Genomic DNA, 22,412 nt, shown 5'->3' with positions numbered 1-22,412 from the left:
GCCGGGCATTACGGTGGGACACGAAGACCTCCGTGCGGTGCAGTCCTAGACAGCTCCACCACACCGGAGGTCTTCGCCATGATCAAGCCCCGCCAGCGTTAACAACGCTCGTGATCAATACACCTAGTGGCGGGCACTGACAGCCGCCCCGGCCGGCCGGGAAAGGGCAGGAGCCCCGTCGCCGAGACGGCGCGGGGCTCCTTGGGTACTGCTGTCAATCAGACAGGAGTGACGTTCTCCGCCTGCGGGCCCTTCGGACCCTGCGTGACGTCGAAGGACACCTGCTGGTTCTCCTCGAGGGAACGGAATCCCTGAGCGTTGATCGCGGAGTAGTGGACGAAGACGTCCGGGCCGCCGCCTTCCTGGGCGATGAAACCAAAGCCCTTTTCGGCGTTGAACCACTTCACGGTTCCGGTAGCCATAAGCCCTCCTTGGGCCCAAAGGGTTGCCCTGCTCCAGAACCAGCAAATGTGAAGACGGGAATTCCGCACAACTGCATACGTCTGAGAACGACGAGAGCCCGCGGTCACATGCTCCGCAGGCTCTGTACTGCAAGGGAAACCAAACTGCAACTTGCTGTGAGCCTAGCACGCGGCCACCCCGGCGCAACAGAGGTCAAGATCACTTCACCCGGACGTTTGAACACCTCCGCCGTTCGGCTGACGCCGGGGGCGGCGGCGAAGGGATCCGGGGGGAGGTCTAGCCTCGCGATGTGGACAATTCTCGCACCCGGCCGCGCGTCGGCCACATCCAGTTCCTGAACTGCCTGCCTCTGTACTGGGGGCTCGCGAGAACAGGCACGCTCCTCGACTTCGAGCTGACGAAGGACACCCCGGAGAAGCTCAGCGAGCAGCTGGTGCGCGGTGATCTCGACATCGGTCCCGTCACCCTGGTCGAATTCCTCAAGAACGCAGACGACCTCGTCGCCTTCCCCGACATCGCCGTCGGGTGCGACGGGCCCGTGATGTCCTGCGTGATCGTCTCGCAGGTCCCGCTGGACCGCCTGGACGGTGCCCGGGTCGCCCTCGGCTCGACCTCGCGCACCTCCGTACGCCTCGCCCAGCTCCTGCTCGCCGAGCGCTTCGGCGTCCAGCCCGACTACTACACGTGCCCGCCCGACCTGAGCCTGATGATGCAGGAGGCGGACGCGGCCGTCCTGATCGGTGACGCGGCCCTGCGCGCCAACATGATCGACGGCCCGCGCTACGGCCTCGACGTGCACGATCTCGGCGCGCTGTGGAAGGAGTGGACCGGCCTGCCGTTCGTCTTCGCGGTCTGGGCGGCGCGCCGGGACTACGCGGAGCGGGAGCCGGTGCTCACCCGCAAGGTGCACGAGGCGTTCCTCGCCTCCCGCAACCTCTCCCTGGAGGAGGTCGACAAGGTCGCCGAGCAGGCGGCCCGCTGGGAGGCGTTCGACGAGGAGACCCTCGCGAAGTACTTCACCACCCTCGACTTCCGCTTCGGCGCCCCGCAGCTGGAGGCGGTCACCGAGTTCGCCCGCCGGGTCGGCCCCACCACGGGCTTCCCGGCGGACGTGAACGTGGAGCTGCTGCGCCCCTGATCCGCGCCGGACCCCGCGCGGGGGCCGCCCACTACCCTGCTCCCAGGGACCGGCGTACCTGCTGACGGGGGAGGGGTGGACGCCATGCGGCCGCTCGAAGTCGACGAGCCCGCCGCCGTGGGGCCCTACCGGCTGCTCGGCCGGCTGGGGTCCGGCGGCATGGGCCGGGTCTACCTGGGCCGCAGCGCCGGCGGCCGCACGGTCGCCGTGAAGATCGTGCACCCGCACTTCGCGCTGGACGAGGAGTTCCGGGCCCGGTTCCGCCGCGAGGTGGAGGCCGCGCGCAGGGTCGGCGGCGCCTGGACCGCGCCCGTACTGGACGCGGACCCCGAGGCCCGGGTGCCGTGGGTCGCCACGGCCTACGCGGCCGGTCCGTCGCTCACGGCGGCCGTGGCGGACGGCGGCCCGCTGCCCGTCCACTCGGTACGGGCGCTCGGCGCGGGCCTGGGCGAGGCGCTGGCCGCGGTGCACGAGCTGGGACTCGTCCACCGGGACGTGAAGCCCTCCAACGTCCTCCTCACCCTCGACGGCCCCCTCCTGATCGACTTCGGCATCGCCCGTGCCACGGACAGCACCGCCTCCCTGACCTCCACCGGAGTCTCGGTCGGCTCGCCCGGCTACATGTCGCCCGAGCAGATCCTCGGCAAGGGCGTGACGGGCGCGGCGGACGTGTTCTCGCTGGGTGCCGTCCTGGCGTTCGCGGCGACGGGCACGCCGCCCTTCCCGGGGGACTCCTCGGCCGCGCTGCTCTACAAGGTCGTCCACGAGGAGCCGCGGCTCGACGATCTGGACGGGGACCTGCGCGACCTGGTGGCGGCCTGCCTGGCCAAGGACCCGGCCGCCCGCCCGGCCCCCGGCGAGGTCGCCCGGCGCCTGGCCCCCGAGGGCGCGGCCCGCCTGGTGACCGGCGGATGGCTGCCGGGGGCGCTGGTGGAGCGGGTCAGCCGGAGCGCGGTACAGCTGCTGAACCTGGAGGCGGCGGACGCGTCGTCGGCGGGGCCGGTGTCGGGGCCCGTCGGCTTCAGCAGCCCGTCGGTCGGAGCGCCGGACGCGAACGGCGGTGCGGCGGACCCCGGCGTCTTCGGGCCGGCGCCGGTGATGCCCACGCCTACGGCGGCGAACGTGCCGGGTCCGCGCGACGGTGAGGGCCCGCCGCCGCCCGCTCCCGGCAAGCTGTCCGTCTCCGTAGCGGCGACCTCCACCCGGGAGGGCGAGGGGCGGCGCGGCCGCCGGATCAGCTGCACGGTGGCCCTCGCGGTGGCCGGGGCGATGGCCGCGGTGACGGTCGGGTCGGTCTTCGTCCTCGACCTGCTGCCGGGCGGCGGCAGGGACGACAACGCCGACGACGGAGGCCGCAACCCGTCGGCGACCGCCCCGTCGGAGCCCGGTTCCGGCGGGGGCGCCCAGCCCGTCCCCGGCCGCTACCTGGGCACCTGGGAGGGCCAGGCCGTCGCGGTCGAGGGCAACCTGCCCCTCGGCACCTTCCGCCTGACCGTCCGCGAGGCCGCGGTCGGCGCCCGGCTGGGCACCCTGCGCCACACCGACCTCTTCGGCGGCACCTGCGACGACGTACTGACCCTGAAGAAGGTGACCGGGAAGCAGGTCGTCGCGAGCGCCGTGGGCGCCGAGGGCAACCGCGACGTCTGCAACCAGGCCCGCCACACCGTGCTCCTGACCCCGGTCGGCGACGACCTCGAGTACGCGTCCGACAGCGAGGACTCGGGGCGGCCGAAGGCGCGGTTGTCGAAGGTCAAGTAGGCGACGGGTATCCCCCGGTCTCGGTGGTCATGCCCCTGCAACTCCCTCGGTCACACCTGTCACTAATGTGTCTGCGTCAGCGAACACCACCGCACGAGCCACGTGTTCGTCAACGCGTCACGACGGGGAAGGCCCGCCATGGAGACACTGCAATCGGACGACCCGCGGGAGCTGGGAAGTTACCGCATCCTGGGAAGACTCGGCGCCGGTGGCATGGGCCGCGTCTACCTCGCCCGATCGCCCGGTGGCCGTACCGTCGCAGTGAAGGTCGTCCGCCCCGACCTCGCGGCGGACACTGACTTCCGCGCACGCTTCCGGCACGAGGTCGAGATCGCGAAGGCGGTCTCCGGCCGGTTCACCGCCCCCGTCGTGGACTCCGACCCGGACGCCCCGCTGCCGTGGCTCGCCACGTCGTACGTCCTCGGCCCCGATCTGACGGACGTGGTCGCCGCCCACGGGGCGCTGCCCGAGCACACCGTCCGCGCGCTGGCGGCCGGGTTGGCAGGGGCACTGCAGGACATCCACGCGGCGGGACTGATCCACCGCGACCTCAAGCCCTCCAACGTCCTGCTGGCCGCCGACGGCCCCCGCCTCATCGACTTCGGCATCGCGCGGGCGGTGGACGGCAGCCGGATGACGCAGACCGGAGTGGTGGTCGGCTCGCCCGGCTACATGTCGCCGGAGCAGGCGATGGGCAAGGACGTCGGCACGGCGGGCGACGTCTTCTCACTCGGTTCCGTGCTCGCGTTCGCGGCCACGGGGCGGGGCGCCTTCGGGGACGGCACGGCCTCGCACGCTTCGCTGCTCTACCAGGTCGTGCACGGCGAGGCCGACCTGACGGACGTACCCGCCTCCCTGCTGGGGCTCATCCGCGCCTGCCTCATGAAGGACCCGGCCCAGCGCCCGGCGCCGGGGGAGATCGTCACTGCGCTGGCCGGGCAGGGCATCGACGCCGCTCTGCACGACTGGCTGCCGTCGGCTGTCGCCTCGACCATCGCGACCCACGCCGCGGGCATCCTGGACCTGGAGGCGCCCGAGGCACCCGGGACCGCCCCGCAGGCCCAGGCTACCTTCGGCCCGGCGCCGACGATGCTGGACGGGACGTCCTCGACCGGTCCGGCCGGGTACGGCACGCCGCCCGGCGGTACACCGGCGCCCGCGTACGGAACCCCCCTGCCCGGCACGGTCTCACTGGGAGCGGACGGGACACCCGCTCCCGCCCGGTCCCGTCGCCGGGTGCTGGGTATGGCGCTCGGTGGTGTCGGGGTCGTCGCCGTGGCCGGGGGCGGCGCCGCCTGGATGTTGGCGGCGGGTGACGACGGATCCGATGGCGCGACGGGTACTCCGGGCAAGGGCGGTTCGGCCCAGCCGGTGGACGAGACCTTCACCACGCCACCGGCGGGTGTCGCCCCTCAGCCGCTGTGGCACAAGTCGGCCGCGGAGGACAGCACCACGACGGGCGTACCACTCCTCACGCACGGCGGACTGCTCCTGGTCAGCGGGGATCCGCTCGTGGCCTATGACGTCAGGACAGGGAAGGCCCGCTGGACCAAGCCGGGCATCTGCCGGCCCGGATCCCAGCTCCTCTTCCACGACGGCAAGGTGTTCCTCGCCGACGGAGACCACGATGGTGTCCTGGTCGCCTACGACGTCATGAAGGGCGAGGAGGTCTGGCGCAGCCGCCTCGGCAAGCAGTTGTCGGTCGAGGACACGATCGCGATCGACGACAAGAACGTCTATGTCACGGCGACCGACTACGGCCAGTCGCAGAGTGCCACCAAGTACCGCACGGCCGTCGCGGCCATCAGCCACACCACCGGAAAGCAGGCGTGGATCCAGCACCGGGACTGGGGCACCAAGGACCACGACGTCCAAGGCAGCGTGTCGGGCAAGTACCTGGTCTACGCCGACTCGAACCTCAACCTCACCGTCAGGGACACCGCCACCGGGGGTCAGCTGTGGACGAAGAAGATCGGTGAGGAGTGGACCTGGCGACCCACGGTCGCGAACGGCCTCGTCTTCCTGCCGGGCGACGAACTGACGGCCGTCGACGCCGACAAGGGCAGCACCGTCTGGACGCTGTCCCCGGCCGGGCGCCGCGGCTTCAACAACCCGACGGTCATCGACGGCGTCCTCTACGCCAGCGACCACGACGACGGCGTTTGGGCCGTGGACGTCAAGACCGGCAAGCGGACCTGGCTCTGTGACGAGCTGGACGTCGAGGGCCCGGAGACGTTCCTGCGGGCAGGGGCGACGCTGTACGGCGCCACGGGTTCCCTGGACGGCGGCATCGTCGCCCTGGAGGCCGGGACGGGCAAATTCCGCTGGGCCTACAGCGACAGCAAGGGTGTGGGCGAGCCGTGGCAGGTCGCCCTGTCCGGGAACCGGCTGCTGGCGACGCACGGCCCTGAGATCTACGCGTTGCCGGCCGTGTAGCGAGCACGACGGGCCGCAGGAACCTCTCGGTCCCGCGGCCCCGTCGTCCGTTCTGGGCGGCGGTGCCCATCACATCGGGGTGGTGACCGTCAGATGCTCGCCGCTGCCGAGGTGCAGCATGCCCTTGCCCGGAGTGATCTGGCCGCCGACCATGCTCCGGTTCGTGCGGATGCCGATCAGCTCTCCCGCGGAGCTGTCCTGCGGAGACAGCAGGATGCCGCGACGGGCCTTCTTCATGTCGACCTGCCAACCGGAGAAGCCGTCGCAGATCTCCTCCTCGTCGCCGGCGATGACGACGGCCAGGCCCTCCTCCACTCCGCGTTCGACGATGCGCTTGAAGATGTCCTCGGCGTCGCAGTCGTCGTGCACCTCGGCGTCGTCGACCAGGACGACGATCGGCTGCTCGGGACTGGCCGACTCGATGAGCTCCTCCATCTCGTCCTCGTCGATGTCCCGGCCGGTGATGACCTTCAGGACGCCTTCGGCCCCCTCCAGCTCACGCAGCGGGGAGGGCCGGGGTGCCGCCAGAATCAGTCGTACGCCTTGAGCGAGGCAGGAGCGCGCGACGTTGAGCAGTACCGTGCTGCGCCCTGACTTCGCGGGCCCGCCGATCACGAATGCCGGGACACCCTGGGCGAGGTCGGGGCCGAAGGCGGTGAGCTCGTCGCCGCCGACACCCACCATTGCCCACAGCGGGGAGGCACTCGCCACCGGGTCGCGCATGGCCCAGGCATCCGCGAAGGAGATCCGGCTGGGCAGGACATCGACGCGGAACGGGCGGCGGGAGCGCGGCAGCCCGGCGTCCCGGGCGGTCGCCGTCTCGCCGATGGCCATGAGCGCGGCAGCCTGACCCTGACCGGTGGTGTCCTCGGCCAGCAGGGCGAACTGGGTCTCGGTCGCCGTACCGCTCGCGAAGCCGCGGCCGGGCGGAATCTCGTCGGGGATCTTGCGCGCGTTGATGTCCAGCAACGAGAAGTCGCCGCGGTCCGCGAGGCGCAGACCGTACTTGTCCTCGGTGAGGGAGGAGATCCGCCCCGTCAGCAGTTGACGGTCACCGGTGATCACCAGGTGCAGGCCGACGCTCGCGCCCTCGCGCATCATCGCCATCACCTGGTCGGTGAGGTCGCCGTGGTTGTACTCGCCGAGCGTGGGCAGCCAGCCCTCCCAGCGGTCGAGGAAGACCACGAGGTGAGGCAGTCGCTCGTCCTCTGGCGCGGTGGCTCGCTGCTCCCCGATGTCGGCATAGCCCTTCTCCGCCAGCAGATCCTGTCGCCGCGTGAGTTCGCCGGTGAGCCGATTGAAGAGCCGGATGACCCGTTCCTGCTGATTGCGGCTGACGACCGCGCCGCAGTGCGGCAGCCGAGTCAGTGCGTTCAGGGCACCGTTGCCGCAGTCGATGCCGTACATGTGGACGTCGGCGCTGGACAGGGTGCGCGCCAGGGAGCCCGCGACGGTACGCAGCACCTGCGAGCGGCCGCTGCGCGGGCCACCGGCGATGAGCAGGTGCCCGAAGGTGGCGAAGTCGACGACCACCGGGCGGCGGGCCTGTTCGGCCGGCAGGTCCGCGATGCCGTATGCGGCCGCCGGCAGCCCACCCTGGCTGTGCACCTCGGGAATGTCGTCCAACAGCAGCGACTCGTTCAGGGCGGGCAGCCACGGAGAGTGCTGGGCCGGAATGCCGATGGCGTCATTGGCCTCCCGGATGGCGTCCACCAAGACCTTGAGATCGGTGATCTCGTCGTCCTCCCGCGCCTCGGATTTGGGCTTGGCGAGCCCGGCCCGTCCCAAGTCCTGCCACGAGAGCTGTCCCGCCCACGGGGCGAGTGCCGCCGGATCGGCGGCTCCCGGGCGTCGGCCACCGACGCGGCCGGACTGGAAGGGAACGAGGGAGGCGTGGCCGAGACGGACGTACGCGCGGCCCGGCGTGCTCTTGGCGATGTGACCGGCATCGGGAGCGTCGATGACATCGGTCGACTCACCGGCGTCGGTCACCCGCAGGGCGATCCGGAGGTTGGTGTTGGCGCGGATCTCGGGCGATACGACACCACTCGGCCGCTGCGTCGCCAGCAGGAGGTGAATGCCGAGGGAGCGGCCTCGCTGGGCGATGTTGACGAGACCCGTCACGAAGTCGGGCAGGTCGCGCACCATGGACGCGAACTCGTCGATGACGATGAGCAGTCGGGGTATGGGTGCGTGGGACGGGTCACGGCGCACCAGATCCTGGTAGTCCTCGATGTCCTTGGCGTCGGCGGCGGCGAGGATGTGCTCGCGCCGCTTCAGTTCCGCGCCCAGCGATTCCAGGGCGCGTTCGACGAGGTGGGCGTCGAGGTCGGTGACCATACCGACGGTGTGCGGGAGCTTGACGCAGTCCTTGAAGGCGGACCCGCCCTTGTAGTCGACCAGGACGAACGTCATGTTCTCGGGCGTGTTGGCCACGGCCAGCGCGGCCACGATGGTCTGGAGCAGCTCCGACTTACCTGAACCGGTCGTACCGGCGATGAGTCCGTGCGGGCCGTCGCGCCGGAGGTCGATGCCGAAGGGGCCGTCGTACGACTCACCGATGACCGCCATGGTGGACTGACCGCCCATGCGCCAGCGCGCGGCGACATCGTCGTGCGTCGGGGGCTCCAGCTGGAGCACGTCGAGGAGCCGGCTCGAGGAGGGGAGCGCGGAGTCCTCGGTCTCGCCACTGATGTCGCGCAGGGGCGACAGCGCCCGGGACAGCCGGGCGCACCAGGCGGGGGAGACGAGGTCGGGCCGTACACCGGACCTGCGCCGGGCACCGGTCTGCTCGACGCGCAGTCGCAGTTCGGGTGCCCGCTCGGCGGCCTGCTGGGTCTGCTGGCCGCCTTGGTGCCAGGCATGGAAGGAAGGGAAGCCGCCGGCGGCCTGAGGTGAGTTGCCGGGCTGGGCGGCGACGGTGTCGTTGTGACTCAGCGGCTCGGCGACGACGAAAGCCTGGCACTCGCCGGGCAGGAAGCGCTCCTCCTCGTCCAGACAGATCGCGTACATGGCGACCGCCGGTCCCTCCCGCAGGAGTCGTACGACGCCCGGCAGCGACCTGAGCCGACGCGACCCGTCCCATACGACGACGATGTCCGGGTCGGTGAAGGCGGGGCCGGCGCCACTGCGGTTGTTCTCCTTCAGGGCCTTCTGCCTGGCGTCGAGCAACTGCGTCAGCTCGCCGATCCGGGCACTCACGGTCTCGGAGTCCGTCCCCAGCAGCGCGTTGACGTCCTGGCCGTTCACAGGGCGGGCGTGGGGGAGCCAGCGGACCCAGTCCCAACGCGGCTGCGCGTGGTTCTCGGTGAGCACGTAGAACTGAACATCCATCGGGCTGTGCAGTACAGCGGTCTGCGCCACGGCCCATCGCGCGAGTGCCTGTGCCGAGTCGCCGGGCCCCGCGACACCGATGACGCCCAGCTCCGTCAGAGGCAGCGCGACGGGCGAGTCCTCGATGTCCCAGGTGACCTGACGCTTGTGGTCGTCCTGCTCCGGATCGTCCAGTACGACCTCTGACGGCACGCGGCCGGTGCCGACCCGAAGGAGCAGATGGTCGGCGTCCGTGCGCCGCCGCTCCCACAACCGGGTACGAGGGCCCGTGCCGAAAGCGAGCACAGCGGCGGGATCGGGTATGGCGCCGCGTCGCTCGAGCCGCTCCAGCCGCAGGGCGTCCTGGGCGTCCTTCTCGATCCGCTCCTTGGTCTCTTTGTACTCCTTAACCTGCTGCGCGTGGGACTTGCGCCCGTGCTTCTTGTCCATGAAGTAGTTGCCGAAGAGCATGACCGGGCTCAGCAGGGCCATGATCATGTAGTACCAGCGCCCGAAGATCATGACGGACACGACCGCGCCGACCAGTGGGAACAGAGCCATCAGCCAGGGCAGCGGGCGGGCTTCGTAGTCCTTGGGCGGAGTGGGCAGCCGGAAGTGGGTCTCGCGCTCTGCCGGGCGCAGACGCGGTGGCCGGTTGTAGTCGAGCCCGGCTCCGTCTTCCGACCATTTCAGGGCAGCGTTGGGAAGGGAGTAGCTGTCGATCTCCAGAAGCGTGTTCCCGAGGGAGAGTTGGGAGCCGAGGGGCCAGGAGCCGCCGTCGAAGTCGTCGCCGTCGAGGCGGGGGTGGTTGCTGTCACGCCCCTTCTCTTTGGTCTCCCTGCCCTCCTCCTTCCCCTTCCGTCTCTTCTTCTTTTCCTCTTCGTTGTCCCCGGTGTTCTTCTTCTCGATGCCGTGAAGGGCGACGTCGCAGGTGCCGTCCATGGCGATGGACAAAGTGGCGGCGCGCGAGACGAGTTCGGGGTCGTCGATGCGGATGTGTGCGGCGGCGCCGCTGCCGATGTCGTACCGGCCGACCCCCAGCCGGTGCACGACACCGGCGGCGGGACCACCGGCCACGCGGAACTCCACGACACCGGTGGGCTCACCGGGAACGCAGCCGGCCGGATCGTGCAGGCTGACGACAGCGCCCTCGCGCAGCGGTGAGCCGACGATGTTGGCGTTGGGATCGAGGGGGTAGCCGTCGACGAAGGCCTGCGGTGTGCCGCCGGGGCCGGAACGCCCGCCGATGGGGATGATCTCCGCACCACCGGCAACACCGACATGGCGTGCCAGCTCCCGAGTGATGTCGCCGACCGACGACTCCGGATCGGCGTCGAGCACCACATCGGCGCTGGCTCCGCCGATCGGGTCGACGACGGTCAGACTCAGGCGCACGTTCGTCCTCCTTGCTGGGCTGAGGCTTCCCCCGGAACGCTTAACACAGTGGAGCGACCATAGCCGCCGCACCTTGCCCCCGTGCAACGGGAGGCACAGGGCTTCACAGGCTCGGATGTACACGGGTTCACGTTTCCGCCGCAGGGGATCCCTGTCGTCCCCAGAGCCTCACCCGTAGGATCTTTGCTCATGCGGACGGCCCGTAGACGACCGGGCGGCCCGCGCCAGTCACGCCACGGGGGAAGGCCCTGCGGCAACGGGAGGGAGAGCTGTCATGGCCAAGGACGCAGACCTTACATACGCCGAGATGGAGAAGAAGGCCACCGATCTCATCAAGGCGATGGGTGACATGGAAGACATGTTGAAGGCCATCGAGAAGGGTGTCGAGGAACTCGTCGCCAACGGCTTCACCACGCAGAAGGCCTCCGGTGCCTACGACGAGTCCATCAAGGACTTCACCAAGGGCGCGGCCAAGACCGTCAAGGGCCTGGAGGGACTCTCCAAGTTCCTGACCAACGCCAAGAAGGCGTACGAGGACCTGGACGAGCAGCTGGCGAAGAGCACCAAGGGCTAGTCACATCGGCAGCCGCCGCGTTGTCCGGGGCGGGGCCGCACCTGACGTGTGCGGCCCCGCCCCGGCGGGCGGGTGGCCCCTGAGGAAGAAAGTCTGAACGGGTGGCAGACAGAACTCGGTACGACCTTGACCTGATCAAGGAATGCTCGAAGTCCCTCTACCGCATGCACCGGGAGTTCAAGGACAACGGCAACCCCGCCGACGAGTACGGCGACGCCCTCGGCAGCGACAAACTACGGGACACTTTCAGCGACTTCTCCGATACGTGGAAGAAGAACCGTAAGAAGCTCATGGAGGACGTCGAAAACCTCGCGAAGTACACCGGCAAGGCCGCCAAGGCGTACGAGGACATCGACCACGAGCTGGCGAACGCGCTCCGAGACGCCAAGAAGAGCGGGAAGAAGGAGAAGTAGCCGTGACAGCCCGTCCGAAGGACTGGTCACCGTTGTGGGACTCCGACCCGGTGCCCGGTGACCCCTACGAGGTGGCGCGGCTCGGCAAAGAGCTGCGTGCCATGGCCGACGAGATCGACAAGCAGGCCAGGAACATCAAGGCTTTGGCGTCGGTCGAAGGCTGGGACAGTGATGCCGGCCGCGCCTTCCACGAGATAGCCGGCGACACCGCGAGCCGTCTGAAGAAGGCCTACGACCGCTACGACGAGGCCGCGATCGCGATCGGCACCAAGGTCCAGGAGGGCGACGGGGAGTCGTCCGAGTACGCCAGCGAGTTGCGCCGGGCACAGCGCATGGCGGACAAAGGGCTGGAGGAGTACAGGGAGGCCGAGGTCGACTACAAGGCCGCGAACAAGGTGCTGGAACCGGTCCAAGGAAAAGTCCTGACCGGTGAAGACGCGGTGCAGCGCAGCAAGGAGCAGAAGAAGCACGACGATGCCGCGGACCTCATGCTCACAGCGGCAAAGAAGATCATGAGAGCGAAAGTCATCCGCGATGAGGCTGTGAGCGATACCGCAAGGAAGATCAAGAACGTGATCCATCATGACGGCGTCCGGGACCCGGGCGGCTTCATGGACTGGATCGCGGATCACGCCGACTGGTTCTCCGCCGCGGCAACGGCGTTGGCGGTGGCGGCCCTGGTCGCTGCGATCGTCCTTTCCGGCGGAACGCTGGCGGTGTTCCTCGTCGTTGCGGCCGGAGTAATGAGTGCAACCGCTTTGACAGGGCGACTTTACGACGTTTTTGCCCGGGGTGGAAAGCTCGATCTGCTCAAGATAGGCCTGGACATCCTAGGCATCATCCCCGGGCTCGGGGCGGTCAAGGGACTTACTGCGGCGGCCAAGGGTGCGCGACTGCTCACTGCGAGGAATGCCATCTGGTCCGGCTTCACCAATGGCTTCGCGGTGAAGAACATCAACAAGGGAGTGGCCTGGGCCTCGAAGTTCCTGAAGAACAAGGGCATCACCAAGGTGGAGTTGCCGGCGGACGGCTTCAAGCCGGAGGTTCTTACGCGCTTCATCAAGGGTGGGGCACTGGCTCACCTGGGCGTAAACACCGTGGTGAAATTGAAGAACCGGTTCGAAGATCTCGGTGACTCGTCCAATGAGGGCAAGGCGCCGAGTGAAGGGCCCCAGCCCACCCCATCTCCATCGCCGCAGCCGAGCCCGAAGCCGCGGTCGACGTCATTCCACACTGCACTGGCCCCCGCTGCGTAAGGAGATGACCCGTGAGCGACTACTACGCCTTGGAACCCGGAACGTTCGTCGACGACCAGGGCGCTGTCCACAATATGGTCCCAGCGTCGGTTGTGGCCGCCGTTCCTTCGGCCAAGGAGACGGCTGAACGTTTCGGGCGGGAGGTGCGCTTCGATTTCCTCGACGATAAGGCGGTGCACTGGATGCTCTTCCAGCGGCGCGAGGACACGGAGAAGGGAAGCCTTCTCGGATGTGTGCTCGCTGTCCCGCTGGTCGTCTTCGGGGTGGGGGCCTGGCCCTTCTGGGATCTTGTCGCATCCCAGAAGTCACGCCAGTTTCAGATCGCTTTCATCGCCGTGGACGCTCTTGTCGTTTGCGCATCGATCCTCGCTGTCTACCTCGTTCGGCGGCGTAGCCTTCTCGACCCGGTTGTCAGGAACGTGCGCTGCCGAGCTCGCCTGTACCGAAAGATTGTCGGAGTCGCTCGCAAGGGTGGTGCCGACATTCCGCGCATGTATCCCTACTACGGCATGTACGCCACCTCGCGGAAGTTCTTCCCCGAAGCGCCTGAACGTCCCATGCCTGAAAGGGAGCAGTCCCCGTGACGAGCCAGCCCGAACTTGCCCAGCTGATACCCACCCACCCGGCCCCGCCCGTACTCCACGCCGATGACATCCAGGTGCGCTGGGTGATGCCGGAGATCTTCCATGACATCCCGGTCCAGGAGACGGACGACGACGAGGCCGTGCGCCTGCTGGGCGAACTCGTGGAAAAGGCACTACCGGGTGCCGGGGAAGAGGCGCAGGCAGCGCTTGGGGTCACGTGCGCGCTGGGCGTGGACGACCTGTTGGCGGCCGGGGCCGAGTACGCCGCCCTCTGCGTCGCGGCGATCGACGACACTCCCTGTACTGCGACGGTGTTTGCCACTCTGATGGACAGTCCGGATGCCGCAGACGTCCCTGACGCGGTGGAGGCGATCGTCGCGAATCTCCGCAAGCTCGGCGACGGAGAGGTGACCAGGATCGAGCTCCCGTGCGGATCAGCCGTGTCGTACATCGGTAGTCGTGATGACAAGCTGATCGGTGAATTCACGGACACGGGCCAGAACGTCACCTTCCCGACATGGTTCATACGCGTCTACGTGCCACTTCCGAACGGCACCTCTCTCATGATGGAGATGTCGACGCCCACCATGGCGGGCTGGGATGCGTTTTCGACGATGTTCGGCAACACCGTCAGCAGCATCCGCTTGTTCCTTGCCGATGGAACGCCGCTCATCACCTCTGCGGCTGCGGCGTGACCGCGCCCGTACCCGAAGTCCCGCCCGCGGACTACCGCATCCTCGTACCCCGTGACTGGTTCCGTGTCGACCTCACGCAAGAACGCTGGCGTGGTCAACTGAAGACCTACGTGGACAAGGAGTTCACCGGGAGCCGCATTTCCGCGGTCGCTCCCCGCACGGTCTGGGTCACCCTCCGCAACACGGCCGAGAAAGGCCTGACGCGCGGAGCACTGGAGTTTTTCCTCCGCACAGAATCGCCCGAGGGAACGGCTCCGGCACCGGCCACTCTCCTGATCTCGTGGCCACCGATGCCCCGTGGCCTGGCTCCGACGGTGGAGGAATTCGCTGAGGCGGTGGGCGAGCGCAGGAGTCCAGAATGCGATGTCGAGGTCATCGACCTGCCGGCGGGCCGTACGGTATGCATCCGCGCTGCGGCGTCCCTGGACTACCACGTTCGGATGCCAGGCGACGCGGGGTACCTGCATCTGGCCTTTTCGATGCCGCTGAGTGGCTCGGAGGGGCCTATGGGCAGCCTGTGCGAGGCCATGGCTCACTCTCTGCGCTGGGTCCCAGGGCGGTGACCGGTCCGCCACGGCTGTCTGCCCCCAGGTAGTAGCCACGTAGCGCCGCCTGCCGATTATCGACTGCTCATGCCTGAGGGGTGGTTTCGTCTGGACATCGCCCCCGAGCGACGCGAACGTTCGGTCGATGCCCTGGTGAACCGCCGGTTCGAGGGCACGGACAACGTCCCCCACATCAAGCGGCAACTGAGGCAGGACTTGCTGGCGCAGGCAGCCGCTGCATTCCGCGAGGGCGGGATCGAGCTGTGCCTCAGCCTGCAACAAGCAGGGCCCCTGACGATTCCGGCCTCCCTCCTGGTCACCTTCTTGCCGGCCTAGTTTCACGGAACCACCCAGAGCATGGAGGACGTCGCCACTCGGCTGGCGTCCGACGGGCAGGCGGAGGTTGAGGTCGTCGAGCTCGCCCTCGACTGCCAACTGTCGGTTCCAGGAACCGGGGCCCACTTGCTCCTGACCTTCTCCACGCCGCTGGTGCAGATCGCCGACGCCATGGGTGCGCTCTTCGATGCCATGGCAGGGGCGCTGACATGGATGGAGGGTGATGGCACCGGTGAGTGACATCCGTGAATGCGGCATCGTGGTCCCGACCGACTGGGTGCCGCTGCCGATCGAGCCGTCGGACGATGTCCGGAGTTGGTCGGTCCAGGACCACTGCGACGGAGCTTCGGGATCGGGGCAAGGCGGCGGGCTACGACATCGACAAGGCCACTCTGCGGAAGGATCTGCGGTCTCGGGCCGAGGACAGCCGCAGCCGCGAGCCCTTCTACGCCTTTGCTCTTTACCCTGATGGTTTCGACGCCGCCTCGCGGTCCTGGAAGTCGACCTGATCCATCCCGACGACACAGTTCCGGAGCTCACTCTCGACTGGCTGGCAGAAACCTTCAGCGCCGACGATTTCGGTACCCCGAAAATCTCCCGCACTGACCTGCCGATCGGCCCCGCCGTGCGCATCAGGCAGAACTTCGCCGCCGATACCCGTTCACGTCGCAGTCCGGGGATCCTCATGGAGACGCCGACATTCGGAGTCCTGCCGGCCGGCGCCGAAAGCGCGCTGATGCTGCTCATGTCGTGGACTGTGCCGGGGTTGTCAGAGGAAATGGAGGCAAATGCGGAAAGTATTGCAGGGGCGCTGACCGTGGGCTTCTAACGATTGGCTACGCGCGAGACCACTGCATGGCCGAACTCCTGACCTTTGGCTGGGGTTGCCTCCGCCGTAGATGATGCGCGTTTACAAGGTGTCGACGTCCCCGCTGCTGCCGAGACGTGGCAGCCGCATCAGGTGCTTGTGGATCTCGCTGCGTTCCTCTTCGGTGATCACGGTCAGCCACGACCCGTCGGCGAACCGGATCCTGAGCCTGTCACTGGGGTGGGCACCGATGAGCGGATCTTCCACCTGGGCTTCCGACGCGGGGATCTCGGCAACGACAACCATGCGCTCTGTCTGTCGGATGGACACCCGACTGGGCGGGGCTGCCAGCACGATGCGGTTCTCGGTCAGCACGAGCAGGCGCTTGGGGTGTGACGAGTGTCCGTACCAGCGAAGCAGGAACTGTCCGGCCGCCGCCGTCCAGTCGCCGTCGAAGGGCTGGTCCAGGGCTTGAGCGGCGATGGCTCGCCGCTGCTCTTCGGCCTCACGTCTCTGGGCGCGCGCCTTGGCGCGGTCCTTGGAACTCAGAAGCTGTTCCGCCCAGTCCTCCAGCGCAGCGAGCAGTGCCAGCACCGCTACGAAGGGCCAGAGAAGAGCGACGCCCGCCACGCCGAGTGCCCCCAGTGGTCTGATGAGCGCAGGTCGCAACGGTCCGCCGTCGGCGGCACTGTGCAGTGTTCTCGGCGGCTTCGGAATCTTGGGGATCCGGCACCAGGCCGCACACTCGGCCTGAATGCCGAGGCGGGAGCGGGCGACCGTGGTCAGGTTTCCCCGGCGCCGGCCCATTAGCGATTGACCGCCTGGATCTCCTGGACGGTGATGGCCTGCGTCGTCCCGAACGCGCCGTCCGGCAGGTCGCCGCCCGCGCCGCCGCTGCCCGTCCAAGCGATGTCCCAGGTGATGGTGGCCTGGAGGTCGAAGGTGCCGTCGCCTGAGGAGCGCAGGTACCTGAGGCCACAGGGCGGGGTCTGGTCGGCCCTGCCCTCGGTGTACGGCTCGCCGATCGAGCCGTCGGCGCCGATGGCGCACTCCCCTGAGGCCGGGTAGGTCTCGGCGTCCGGGGTGCCCGGCTCCAGCCTCAGCGACACCGGTTTTGCGGTGGTCGTGGCCGTGAGGGCGAACCCGGGAACGTTGATCGCGGCCGTGGCCTGGACCTCGTCGAAGACGGCCTTGTCGAGCCACGCCCAGGTCGGCAGGTTCACCTTGGTGGTCTGCTCGGGGGCGAGGCTGACCTTGGTGTTGGGGAGCTGCATATGCTGGTAAGCGAGGGCGGCCAGGATCTCTGGTGTGATGGCCCGCTCGTGCCGAGGCGGAGGTGCCTCGCCGTTGTCGACCCAGAAGGGGAGATCGGTGCAGGCGCCTCTTTTGAGGATGTCGGGCTCGTTGGGATTCTCGACGCCGGCCCAGAACATGCCCTCGCCGTCTTTGGCGACGTTGTAGTCCTTGTAGCCGGGGTTGTCTCCCCAACCGAATTCGTCTTCGTAGTGAGCCTTCGTCTGTCCGATCGCCGATCCTGCGTGCCCGGCCATACCGGGGGCGCTCGTGGCCTTTTCCAGTTCCGCGGACATCTTCTTCTTGAAGGCCTTGGCGCCGAAGGCGGGGGCGTACCAGCAGGGCGGTGGCTCCCAGTTGACGTCGGTGGACGCCACGTTTCCTGTACCGCCGTCGGCGGCGACCGATCCGGAGTACTGGACGCGAGCGGAGGCGTGGATGCCGGTGCGGTCGGTGCCGGCGCTCTGGTCGGTGGTGGAGCCTTGGTCGTTGCCTGTCGGCTCTGCCGAGTAGGCCGGCTCCGTAAGGGTCACCAGGCAGGCGAGTGTCAGGAAGGCAGCACCCGTGTTGACCGCCGCACGTCGCGACCTGGTCACCGGCACTCCTCCGCCTTCGTCTCGACGAACACCTTGGATGCCTGCCACAGGTGCTCACTTGTGGGGTACTTAGTCATGACGATTCTGAAGTGGTCGTAGTCGGCGATGCTGGGTTCGCTCTTCAGGACCTTCTCAGTCTCGACTTCCTTCCCATAGAACTTGCTGGAATCGACGCAGGTCGAAATCTCTACTGATGTGCTGTTCGGGGCGGAACGGGTAGTGGCCTCGTAGTGGCGGCGGGTGCCGGTAGCGGTCCAGCCACCCTTCACTCGGCTGTCGATCTGGGTCTTCGCATAATGCAGTCCATCGCCTGTCGAGTAGGCGATCACGGCGGCATCCTCGGACGTGCGCTTGTCGACGCCCCGGTAGATGGCGCGGAAGAAGTTCGCCGCGTCCTCCATCGCCGCCGCTTCGTTCTTGTTCTCCGGCTTGTCCCAGTCGAAGACCAGGTTCATGTCCTTGGGAAGGGACACGTCCACGCCGTCCGGCTTGTCCGTCGCCCCTGCTCCCGATGGCTTCGCCGATTCCTTGGGTTTCTTCGTTCCCTGGTCGGCCCCTGCGATCTTCTCGTTGTCGCTGGACTTGTCGTCCCCGCCCCCGCAGGCCGTCAGCAGCAGGGCTGCTGAGGTGACGAACGCGGCAGCAACGGGCAAAGAGCGGCGCTTCACAGTGAACTCCCCGTGAGACAAAGTGCGGTCAACGCTACTGACGGTATCCGTGGGGTTGCTGGTTTCGCCAGAGCGAACTTCGGCTGGTCCGGGAGGCTGCCCCTGTCGCTAGGGTGGGGCCCCGGACACGCCAGGTGCGGTTGGGGGCTAGGGGCAACGTGGCAGAGGACATTTCCCGCATGGGCGCCAGGACCGTGTGGTGGCGCACGCCCGGGGTCCGTTGGCTGCTGTTCAGCCTGGCTTGCGCCGGCGGCTCGTTGGGGCTCGCCTGGCTGGGGCCCGTCATGCCGCTTCCCTCCGCCGTGCGGGTGGTCGGGGGAGTGCTCGCGGTCTTCGTGCTCCCGTTCGCCTCTGTGTTGGTTCCGTTGCTCACGTTGCGGCGAGTGCCGCGCAAGAAGAGGAAGGTCGCGTGGCAGCTGATCGTGCCGTTGATCTCCGGGGTCGCCATGGGCATCTTCGGTACCGAAGCCGGTGGGCAGGCCGCCCTGGCGGACCGGGGCCTGTGGACCGAAGCCGTGGTCGTCGGCATGGACGACAGCGGCACCAACTACTGCGACCTCCGCTCCGTCGACGGACGGGCCATATCCCCCTCGCTCTCGGAGGGCGACGGCTGCGAGGACTGGGTGGAGAAGGGCGACGAGATGCGCGTCCGGTACGACCCCGAAGGCGTCGCCGGCCCGACGGCGGACAGGGACAGTAGCTCCAACGGAGGGCTGCTCGCCGTGCTCTTCGGGGCGGCGGTCGTGATGGGTACGTGGGGTGGCGTGCGGCAGAGCAGGTGGGATCGGGAGTATGACAGGAGCTGACCGGGGGGCGGTCGGCGAGAGGGGCGACGGTCGTATCCGGGTGCGGGACGCGGTCGGACTGCTGCTGTACCTCGTGGTGGGCGGGGCGCTGCTGGTCCTTGGCGTCGGCGGTACGCGGTGGTTCTCGCGTCACATCGCGCCGGTGCTGTACGACCTGCCCGGTGGCTCCTGGGCGGTCGGAGGCATTCTGGGGCTGCTCAGCCTGGTCGGGTGGGCCGGCGCGGTGTCGAGTCGGTTCGAAAGCCCTGGCGCGGCCCGTACGGGCAGCCTGGCACGCGTGGCGCGGGTCGTGGCCCGTGGTGTGTGCTGGGCGGCCGCGCTGGTGCCGGTCGTGTTCCTGATCAGTGGCCTTCGGGGCAGGAACTGTCACTCGTACGAGCCCGGTTGCGCGTACATCTCCGGGACCGGTCCGGCAGTGCTCGCGTACGTCGTCATCGCGGGCGGAGTGGGCTGGCTCTGCCACCGGTGGCGCCGTGCTCGCCTCGAGGAGCGCCGTGCGCGGGAGCGGGAGCGTATGCGGAAGTTGCGGAAGAGGGGCAAGGGGAAGAGCCGCGGCGCTCGGTAGCACTAGTGCCGCATCAGGCAACGTTCGCCCTCTTCTCACGTGGCGCCCGGGCACTGCATTCGGTAGCCCCGGACGGACAGAACGATCATGTGGCTGACCGTGTGCGGGTGCGGGAGATCGATGACGACGAGGGCCGGCGCCTGCTGCGGATCGTCCGCCGGGGCACCGGGTCGGTGGTGACCTGGCGGCGGGCCCAGATGGTGCTGCTGTCCGCGCAGCGCATGCCCGTGGCGGAGATCGCCGAGGTGACGTTCACCAGCGCGGACCGGGTCCGAACGTGATCCACAACTTCAACGCCGACGGCTTCGACTCCCTTACCCGAAGTACCAGGGCGGACGGCCGAAGACGTGCACGCTGCCCGAGCGCCGCGAGATCAAGAAGACTGCCAAGTCCAAGCCGGCCGAACACGGCCTGCCCTTCTCGACCCGGAGCCTGGCCAAGCCGGCCGACTTCGCGGTCGCCGAGGGGGTGGTCGACGACATCAGCCGCGAGGGCCTGCGCAGCCTGCTCCGCGAGGAAGGCGTCTCGTTGCAACGCGTGAAGACCTGGAAGATCTCCCGCGACCCCGATTACGCCACGAAGAAGGCCCGCGTCGAGCACCTCTGCGCGATCGCCGACGGCGAGGCCATACCCGAGGAAGGCGAGCCCGAAATCACTGCATCATCTGGCGGAACAACCACGCCAACGGCCGTCGCCTACGCGTCGTTGTTGCCAGAGTGAACGTCGCCTGATCCGAGTCAGGGAACCAGCGGCCCGGCCAGCACACCCAACCCCGCCTCACGGTCGCCAGCCCAGGTCACTGATCCAGTATCCCGCGGCTTGCGCCCCCACAACATCAGGAGCAGGTCCTCGGCAGTGCCCGAGACATCCGCGATCGGCTCACCGGGCCCGTAAGTCCAGCAGCGGCCAGAGTCGGTGGCGGTGACCCGCACGGCCTGCTCGGGATAGGTGGCTGCCCCCTTGGAGATCATGCGGGGCGCCATGGTGTCGAAGACCTCGGCGACACCGTCGGCGGCGAGCGCCGGATCCATCGGCGTCGCCGAGCCGAGCGCGTGTTCGGCGTCCCACCGGTGCATCAGCGTCTCCTGGCTGCGACGCCGACGCCAGAACCCGACCGTGTGCGGCGGGAAGAACGTCCACACCTCGGTGGAGGGATCGACCGACAAGGCCTGCACGAGCGCGTCCGCCGTCTTGGCATACCAGGCCTTGAGACCAGCCCGGTCACGGGGTGCGGCACCCTCGTCATAGCCATCGCCATGCCCCTCCTGCACCGCCGCGACGACCCACAGGTTCCCCGCTCCCATGTGCACGGCCAGATCCGCCAGCCTCCAACCGCCGCAGTGCTCGACCGGAGCCGACAAATCACCATCCAGCACGGCACCGAACGCATCCAGTTCACGCCGAAGATCAGCCAGGTAATCCACGGCGCCAAGATACAGGCCACCGGCTACGCGGGACTCGCCGCACGAACGGGGCGAACGTTGCCTGATGTGGCACTAGGAACGGCTGGGGCTGAGGGCTGGGGCCTGGAAGCCAGTGGCCCGGCAGCAGGTCACCCGCCCTTGCCGATCCGCTCCCCGCGCCGCCTCGCCACCGGCGATGCGGCGAGCCCGCCACGAGTAGCACCGTCAGCGCTCAGCGAAGGAGGGGGCCAACGGCCTCACGTCCTCACGCCAGCTTCGCGTTCTGCGCCTTCACCACGGTCGGCGAGAGCTTCGCGTCGCTTGGCCTGGCGTTGGCGATCGCCATGCCGTCGACTGAGAAGTAGACGGCGAGGGTGTCGCCGCTGCGCACGACCTCCGTGTGCACGACGTGCTGAACGTCGCGGACGGTCAGTGTGGACTTGAAGCCGAGCGCCTCGTCCCCGGCGGGCGTGACCTTCTCCGCCGTGACGGAGTCGTAGGGGCTCTCGCTCTCCTTCGACTTGGCCGTGAAGCCGCCGCCGCACATGTCCACACCCTTCTTCACGTCGGCCAGGGCCGACTCCGCGCCGCCGGACGCGTAGGTGGTCAGGGTGATGTACGTGTAACCGACGCCGGTCTTGCGCTCCGACTCGATCTGCCCCGAGACCGAGCGCGTCAGGTCGGCCCGAGGGTCGCCCAGGGGCAGTTGGTTCATGGCGAGCGCCAGCGGCGCGCAGACGGGCTTGTCCGTGGTCAACTCGTCCGGGGACTTGGCGAAGAGGAACTCGTCGTCCATCTCGTCCACATTGAGTCCCTCGACCTCGGACGTCGTGACCATCGTCTTCGCCAGATACTCCGCCGGCGAGGGCTGCTTGGCCGCGGACTCGGTCGTATCCGGCTTTCCGGCCGCCGAGTCCGCGTCCGAACCGGAGTCCCCACCGCACGCCGTGAGCGCGGCGAGGGAGAGCAGGGTCAGGGTGGAGAGGGCGGTCTTCGTGGCGCGGTTCATCAGGGCTCCTTGATGTGGGGAGGAGGGGAGAGGGTGGACGGGCGACTGGGCTGCTAGGCCTCGTCCACCAGCTTCCGCAGTTCGAGGGAGAGTTCCGGCACCCGTGCGCCGGCCGCCTGCGCGTCCGCGATGGCGCGTACGTAGGCCAGCGCCTCCTGTCGCAGGCGCTCCTTCTCGTTGCCCTGGCGGCTGCCGACCAGCCAGGCGTACAGGGCCACGGGCACGAGGACGAGAGCGCCGTAGCCGACCGGTTCGCTCGACGTCGCGGCGTAGGCCGCGCCGCCACCGCCGAGCAGGATCAGCAGACAGCCCGCCTCGGTGTGCCAGCCGCCCTCGTTGACCCGCCACTCGTACTCCGACACGGCGGCGGGCTTCGGCGGTACGGCCACGGGGACGGGG

General features: G+C 68.5%; 21 protein-coding genes and 2 pseudogenes. 15 read left to right on the top strand and 8 right to left on the bottom strand.

The genetic code is table 11. The features are described from left to right. Positions 1-218: 218 nt before the first annotated feature. A complete protein-coding gene (locus DMH12_RS25215; protein ID WP_003974443.1) occupies positions 219-422 on the bottom strand; it encodes a cold-shock protein in 204 nt (67 codons plus the stop codon). Positions 423-712: 290 nt separating this feature from the next. On the opposite strand from DMH12_RS25215, the gene DMH12_RS25210 reads away from it, so the two are divergent. The 3 genes from DMH12_RS25210 to DMH12_RS25200 all read left to right on the top strand — a co-directional run bounded on the left by DMH12_RS25210 (position 713) and on the right by DMH12_RS25200 (position 5,755). Further along, entirely contained in the window at positions 713-1,561 is an 849-nt protein-coding gene (locus DMH12_RS25210; protein WP_122615625.1) for a menaquinone biosynthetic enzyme MqnA/MqnD family protein, read from the top strand. 84 nt (positions 1,562-1,645) lie between these two features. Next, positions 1,646-3,319, top strand: a complete 1,674-nt coding sequence (locus DMH12_RS25205) for a serine/threonine-protein kinase (RefSeq protein ID WP_125493749.1) — start codon at positions 1,646-1,648, stop codon at positions 3,317-3,319. A 138-nt stretch (positions 3,320-3,457) separates the two neighbouring features. Continuing rightward, positions 3,458-5,755, top strand: coding sequence for a protein kinase domain-containing protein (locus tag DMH12_RS25200; protein WP_125493748.1), 2,298 nt, complete (start codon positions 3,458-3,460; stop codon positions 5,753-5,755). Positions 5,756-5,824: 69 nt separating this feature from the next. On the opposite strand, the gene DMH12_RS25195 is transcribed toward DMH12_RS25200, so the two are convergent. Next, positions 5,825-10,462 carry an FtsK/SpoIIIE domain-containing protein gene (locus DMH12_RS25195; protein ID WP_125493747.1) on the bottom strand — a complete coding sequence of 1,546 codons (4,638 nt, stop codon included), beginning with the start codon at positions 10,460-10,462 and terminating at the stop codon, positions 5,825-5,827. A 274-nt stretch (positions 10,463-10,736) separates the two neighbouring features. Between DMH12_RS25195 and DMH12_RS25190 the strand changes: the two genes are divergently transcribed. The 9 genes from DMH12_RS25190 (at position 10,737) to DMH12_RS25155 (ending at position 15,694) form a co-directional block, all read left to right on the top strand. Beyond that, on the top strand, positions 10,737-11,036 hold the full coding sequence (locus tag DMH12_RS25190) for a WXG100 family type VII secretion target (RefSeq protein ID WP_260474339.1): 300 nt from the start codon (positions 10,737-10,739) through the stop codon (positions 11,034-11,036). Between the two features lie 101 nt (positions 11,037-11,137). Further along, complete coding sequence (locus DMH12_RS25185) at positions 11,138-11,449, top strand: hypothetical protein (protein ID WP_125493746.1); 312 nt, start codon at positions 11,138-11,140, stop codon at positions 11,447-11,449. Between the two features lie 2 nt (positions 11,450-11,451). Next, complete coding sequence (locus tag DMH12_RS25180) at positions 11,452-12,705, top strand: putative T7SS-secreted protein (RefSeq protein WP_125493745.1); 1,254 nt, start codon at positions 11,452-11,454, stop codon at positions 12,703-12,705. Between the two features lie 11 nt (positions 12,706-12,716). Beyond that, a complete protein-coding gene (locus DMH12_RS25175; RefSeq protein WP_125493744.1) occupies positions 12,717-13,289 on the top strand; it encodes a hypothetical protein in 573 nt (190 codons plus the stop codon). Beyond that, entirely contained in the window at positions 13,286-13,984 is a 699-nt protein-coding gene (locus tag DMH12_RS25170; protein WP_125493743.1) for a hypothetical protein, read from the top strand. Before DMH12_RS25175 ends, DMH12_RS25170 begins: the two co-directional genes overlap by 4 nt. Then, positions 13,981-14,547, top strand: coding sequence for a hypothetical protein (locus DMH12_RS25165; protein WP_260474338.1), 567 nt, complete (start codon positions 13,981-13,983; stop codon positions 14,545-14,547). Before DMH12_RS25170 ends, DMH12_RS25165 begins: the two co-directional genes overlap by 4 nt. A 69-nt stretch (positions 14,548-14,616) precedes the next feature. Beyond that, positions 14,617-14,865, top strand: a complete 249-nt coding sequence (locus tag DMH12_RS39950) for a hypothetical protein (RefSeq protein ID WP_260474337.1) — start codon at positions 14,617-14,619, stop codon at positions 14,863-14,865. A 21-nt stretch (positions 14,866-14,886) separates the two neighbouring features. Further along, positions 14,887-15,105: a hypothetical protein gene (locus tag DMH12_RS39945; protein WP_260474336.1), complete on the top strand. Its 219-nt coding sequence runs from the start codon at positions 14,887-14,889 to the stop codon at positions 15,103-15,105. A gap of 385 nt (positions 15,106-15,490) precedes the next feature. Next, on the top strand, positions 15,491-15,694 hold the full coding sequence (locus tag DMH12_RS25155) for a hypothetical protein (RefSeq protein WP_125493742.1): 204 nt from the start codon (positions 15,491-15,493) through the stop codon (positions 15,692-15,694). A gap of 81 nt (positions 15,695-15,775) precedes the next feature. Here the strand turns inward: DMH12_RS25155 and DMH12_RS25150 are convergent, their stop codons facing one another. From DMH12_RS25150 to DMH12_RS25140, 3 genes are all read right to left on the bottom strand, one after another. After that, a complete protein-coding gene (locus DMH12_RS25150) occupies positions 15,776-16,267 on the bottom strand; it encodes a hypothetical protein (RefSeq protein WP_260474335.1) in 492 nt (163 codons plus the stop codon). A gap of 212 nt (positions 16,268-16,479) precedes the next feature. Continuing rightward, positions 16,480-17,562 (bottom strand): hypothetical protein, encoded by a 1,083-nt coding sequence (locus DMH12_RS25145; RefSeq protein ID WP_125493740.1) that lies wholly within the window; start codon positions 17,560-17,562, stop codon positions 16,480-16,482. Further along, positions 17,559-18,230, bottom strand: coding sequence for a hypothetical protein (locus DMH12_RS25140; protein ID WP_185832517.1), 672 nt, complete (start codon positions 18,228-18,230; stop codon positions 17,559-17,561). The genes DMH12_RS25145 and DMH12_RS25140 overlap by 4 nt, the downstream gene beginning before the upstream one ends. Before the next feature lie 179 nt (positions 18,231-18,409). On the opposite strand from DMH12_RS25140, the gene DMH12_RS25135 reads away from it, so the two are divergent. The 3 genes and pseudogenes from DMH12_RS25135 to DMH12_RS40330 all read left to right on the top strand — a co-directional run. After that, entirely contained in the window at positions 18,410-19,036 is a 627-nt protein-coding gene (locus DMH12_RS25135; RefSeq protein ID WP_125493739.1) for a hypothetical protein, read from the top strand. Then, a complete protein-coding gene (locus DMH12_RS25130) occupies positions 19,023-19,601 on the top strand; it encodes a hypothetical protein (protein ID WP_125493738.1) in 579 nt (192 codons plus the stop codon). The genes DMH12_RS25135 and DMH12_RS25130 overlap by 14 nt, the downstream gene beginning before the upstream one ends. 89 nt (positions 19,602-19,690) lie before the next feature. Beyond that, positions 19,691-20,255: pseudogene (locus DMH12_RS40330) on the top strand (transposase); the annotation flags it as partial. 83 nt (positions 20,256-20,338) lie between these two features. On the opposite strand, the gene DMH12_RS25120 reads toward DMH12_RS40330, so the two are convergent. The 3 genes and pseudogenes from DMH12_RS25120 to DMH12_RS39195 all read right to left on the bottom strand — a co-directional run. Continuing rightward, on the bottom strand, positions 20,339-21,025 hold the full coding sequence (locus DMH12_RS25120; RefSeq protein ID WP_125493737.1) for a maleylpyruvate isomerase family mycothiol-dependent enzyme: 687 nt from the start codon (positions 21,023-21,025) through the stop codon (positions 20,339-20,341). 244 nt (positions 21,026-21,269) lie between these two features. Beyond that, a complete protein-coding gene (locus DMH12_RS25115; RefSeq protein ID WP_125493736.1) occupies positions 21,270-22,013 on the bottom strand; it encodes a hypothetical protein in 744 nt (247 codons plus the stop codon). A 53-nt stretch (positions 22,014-22,066) separates the two neighbouring features. Continuing rightward, positions 22,067-22,412 (bottom strand): annotated as a pseudogene (locus DMH12_RS39195) (hypothetical protein); the annotation flags it as partial.

The organism is Streptomyces sp. WAC 04229 (assembly GCF_003947455.1).
Classification (GTDB): Bacteria; Actinomycetota; Actinomycetes; order Streptomycetales; family Streptomycetaceae; genus Streptomyces.
This window is presented reverse-complemented; position numbering and strand designations above follow the sequence as displayed.

Coding starts and splice junctions, on each gene's coding strand:
- DMH12_RS25215 (WP_003974443.1), bottom strand. CDS start 422: ATGGCTACCGGAACCGTGAAGTGGTTCAACGCCGAAAAGGGCTTTGGT.
- DMH12_RS25205 (WP_125493749.1), top strand. CDS start 1,646: ATGCGGCCGCTCGAAGTCGACGAGCCCGCCGCCGTGGGGCCCTACCGG.
- DMH12_RS25200 (WP_125493748.1), top strand. CDS start 3,458: ATGGAGACACTGCAATCGGACGACCCGCGGGAGCTGGGAAGTTACCGC.
- DMH12_RS25190 (WP_260474339.1), top strand. CDS start 10,737: ATGGCCAAGGACGCAGACCTTACATACGCCGAGATGGAGAAGAAGGCC.
- DMH12_RS39950 (WP_260474337.1), top strand. CDS start 14,617: ATGCCTGAGGGGTGGTTTCGTCTGGACATCGCCCCCGAGCGACGCGAA.
- DMH12_RS39945 (WP_260474336.1), top strand. CDS start 14,887: ATGGAGGACGTCGCCACTCGGCTGGCGTCCGACGGGCAGGCGGAGGTT.
- DMH12_RS25135 (WP_125493739.1), top strand. CDS start 18,410: ATGGGCGCCAGGACCGTGTGGTGGCGCACGCCCGGGGTCCGTTGGCTG.
- DMH12_RS25130 (WP_125493738.1), top strand. CDS start 19,023: ATGACAGGAGCTGACCGGGGGGCGGTCGGCGAGAGGGGCGACGGTCGT.
- DMH12_RS25115 (WP_125493736.1), bottom strand. CDS start 22,013: ATGAACCGCGCCACGAAGACCGCCCTCTCCACCCTGACCCTGCTCTCC.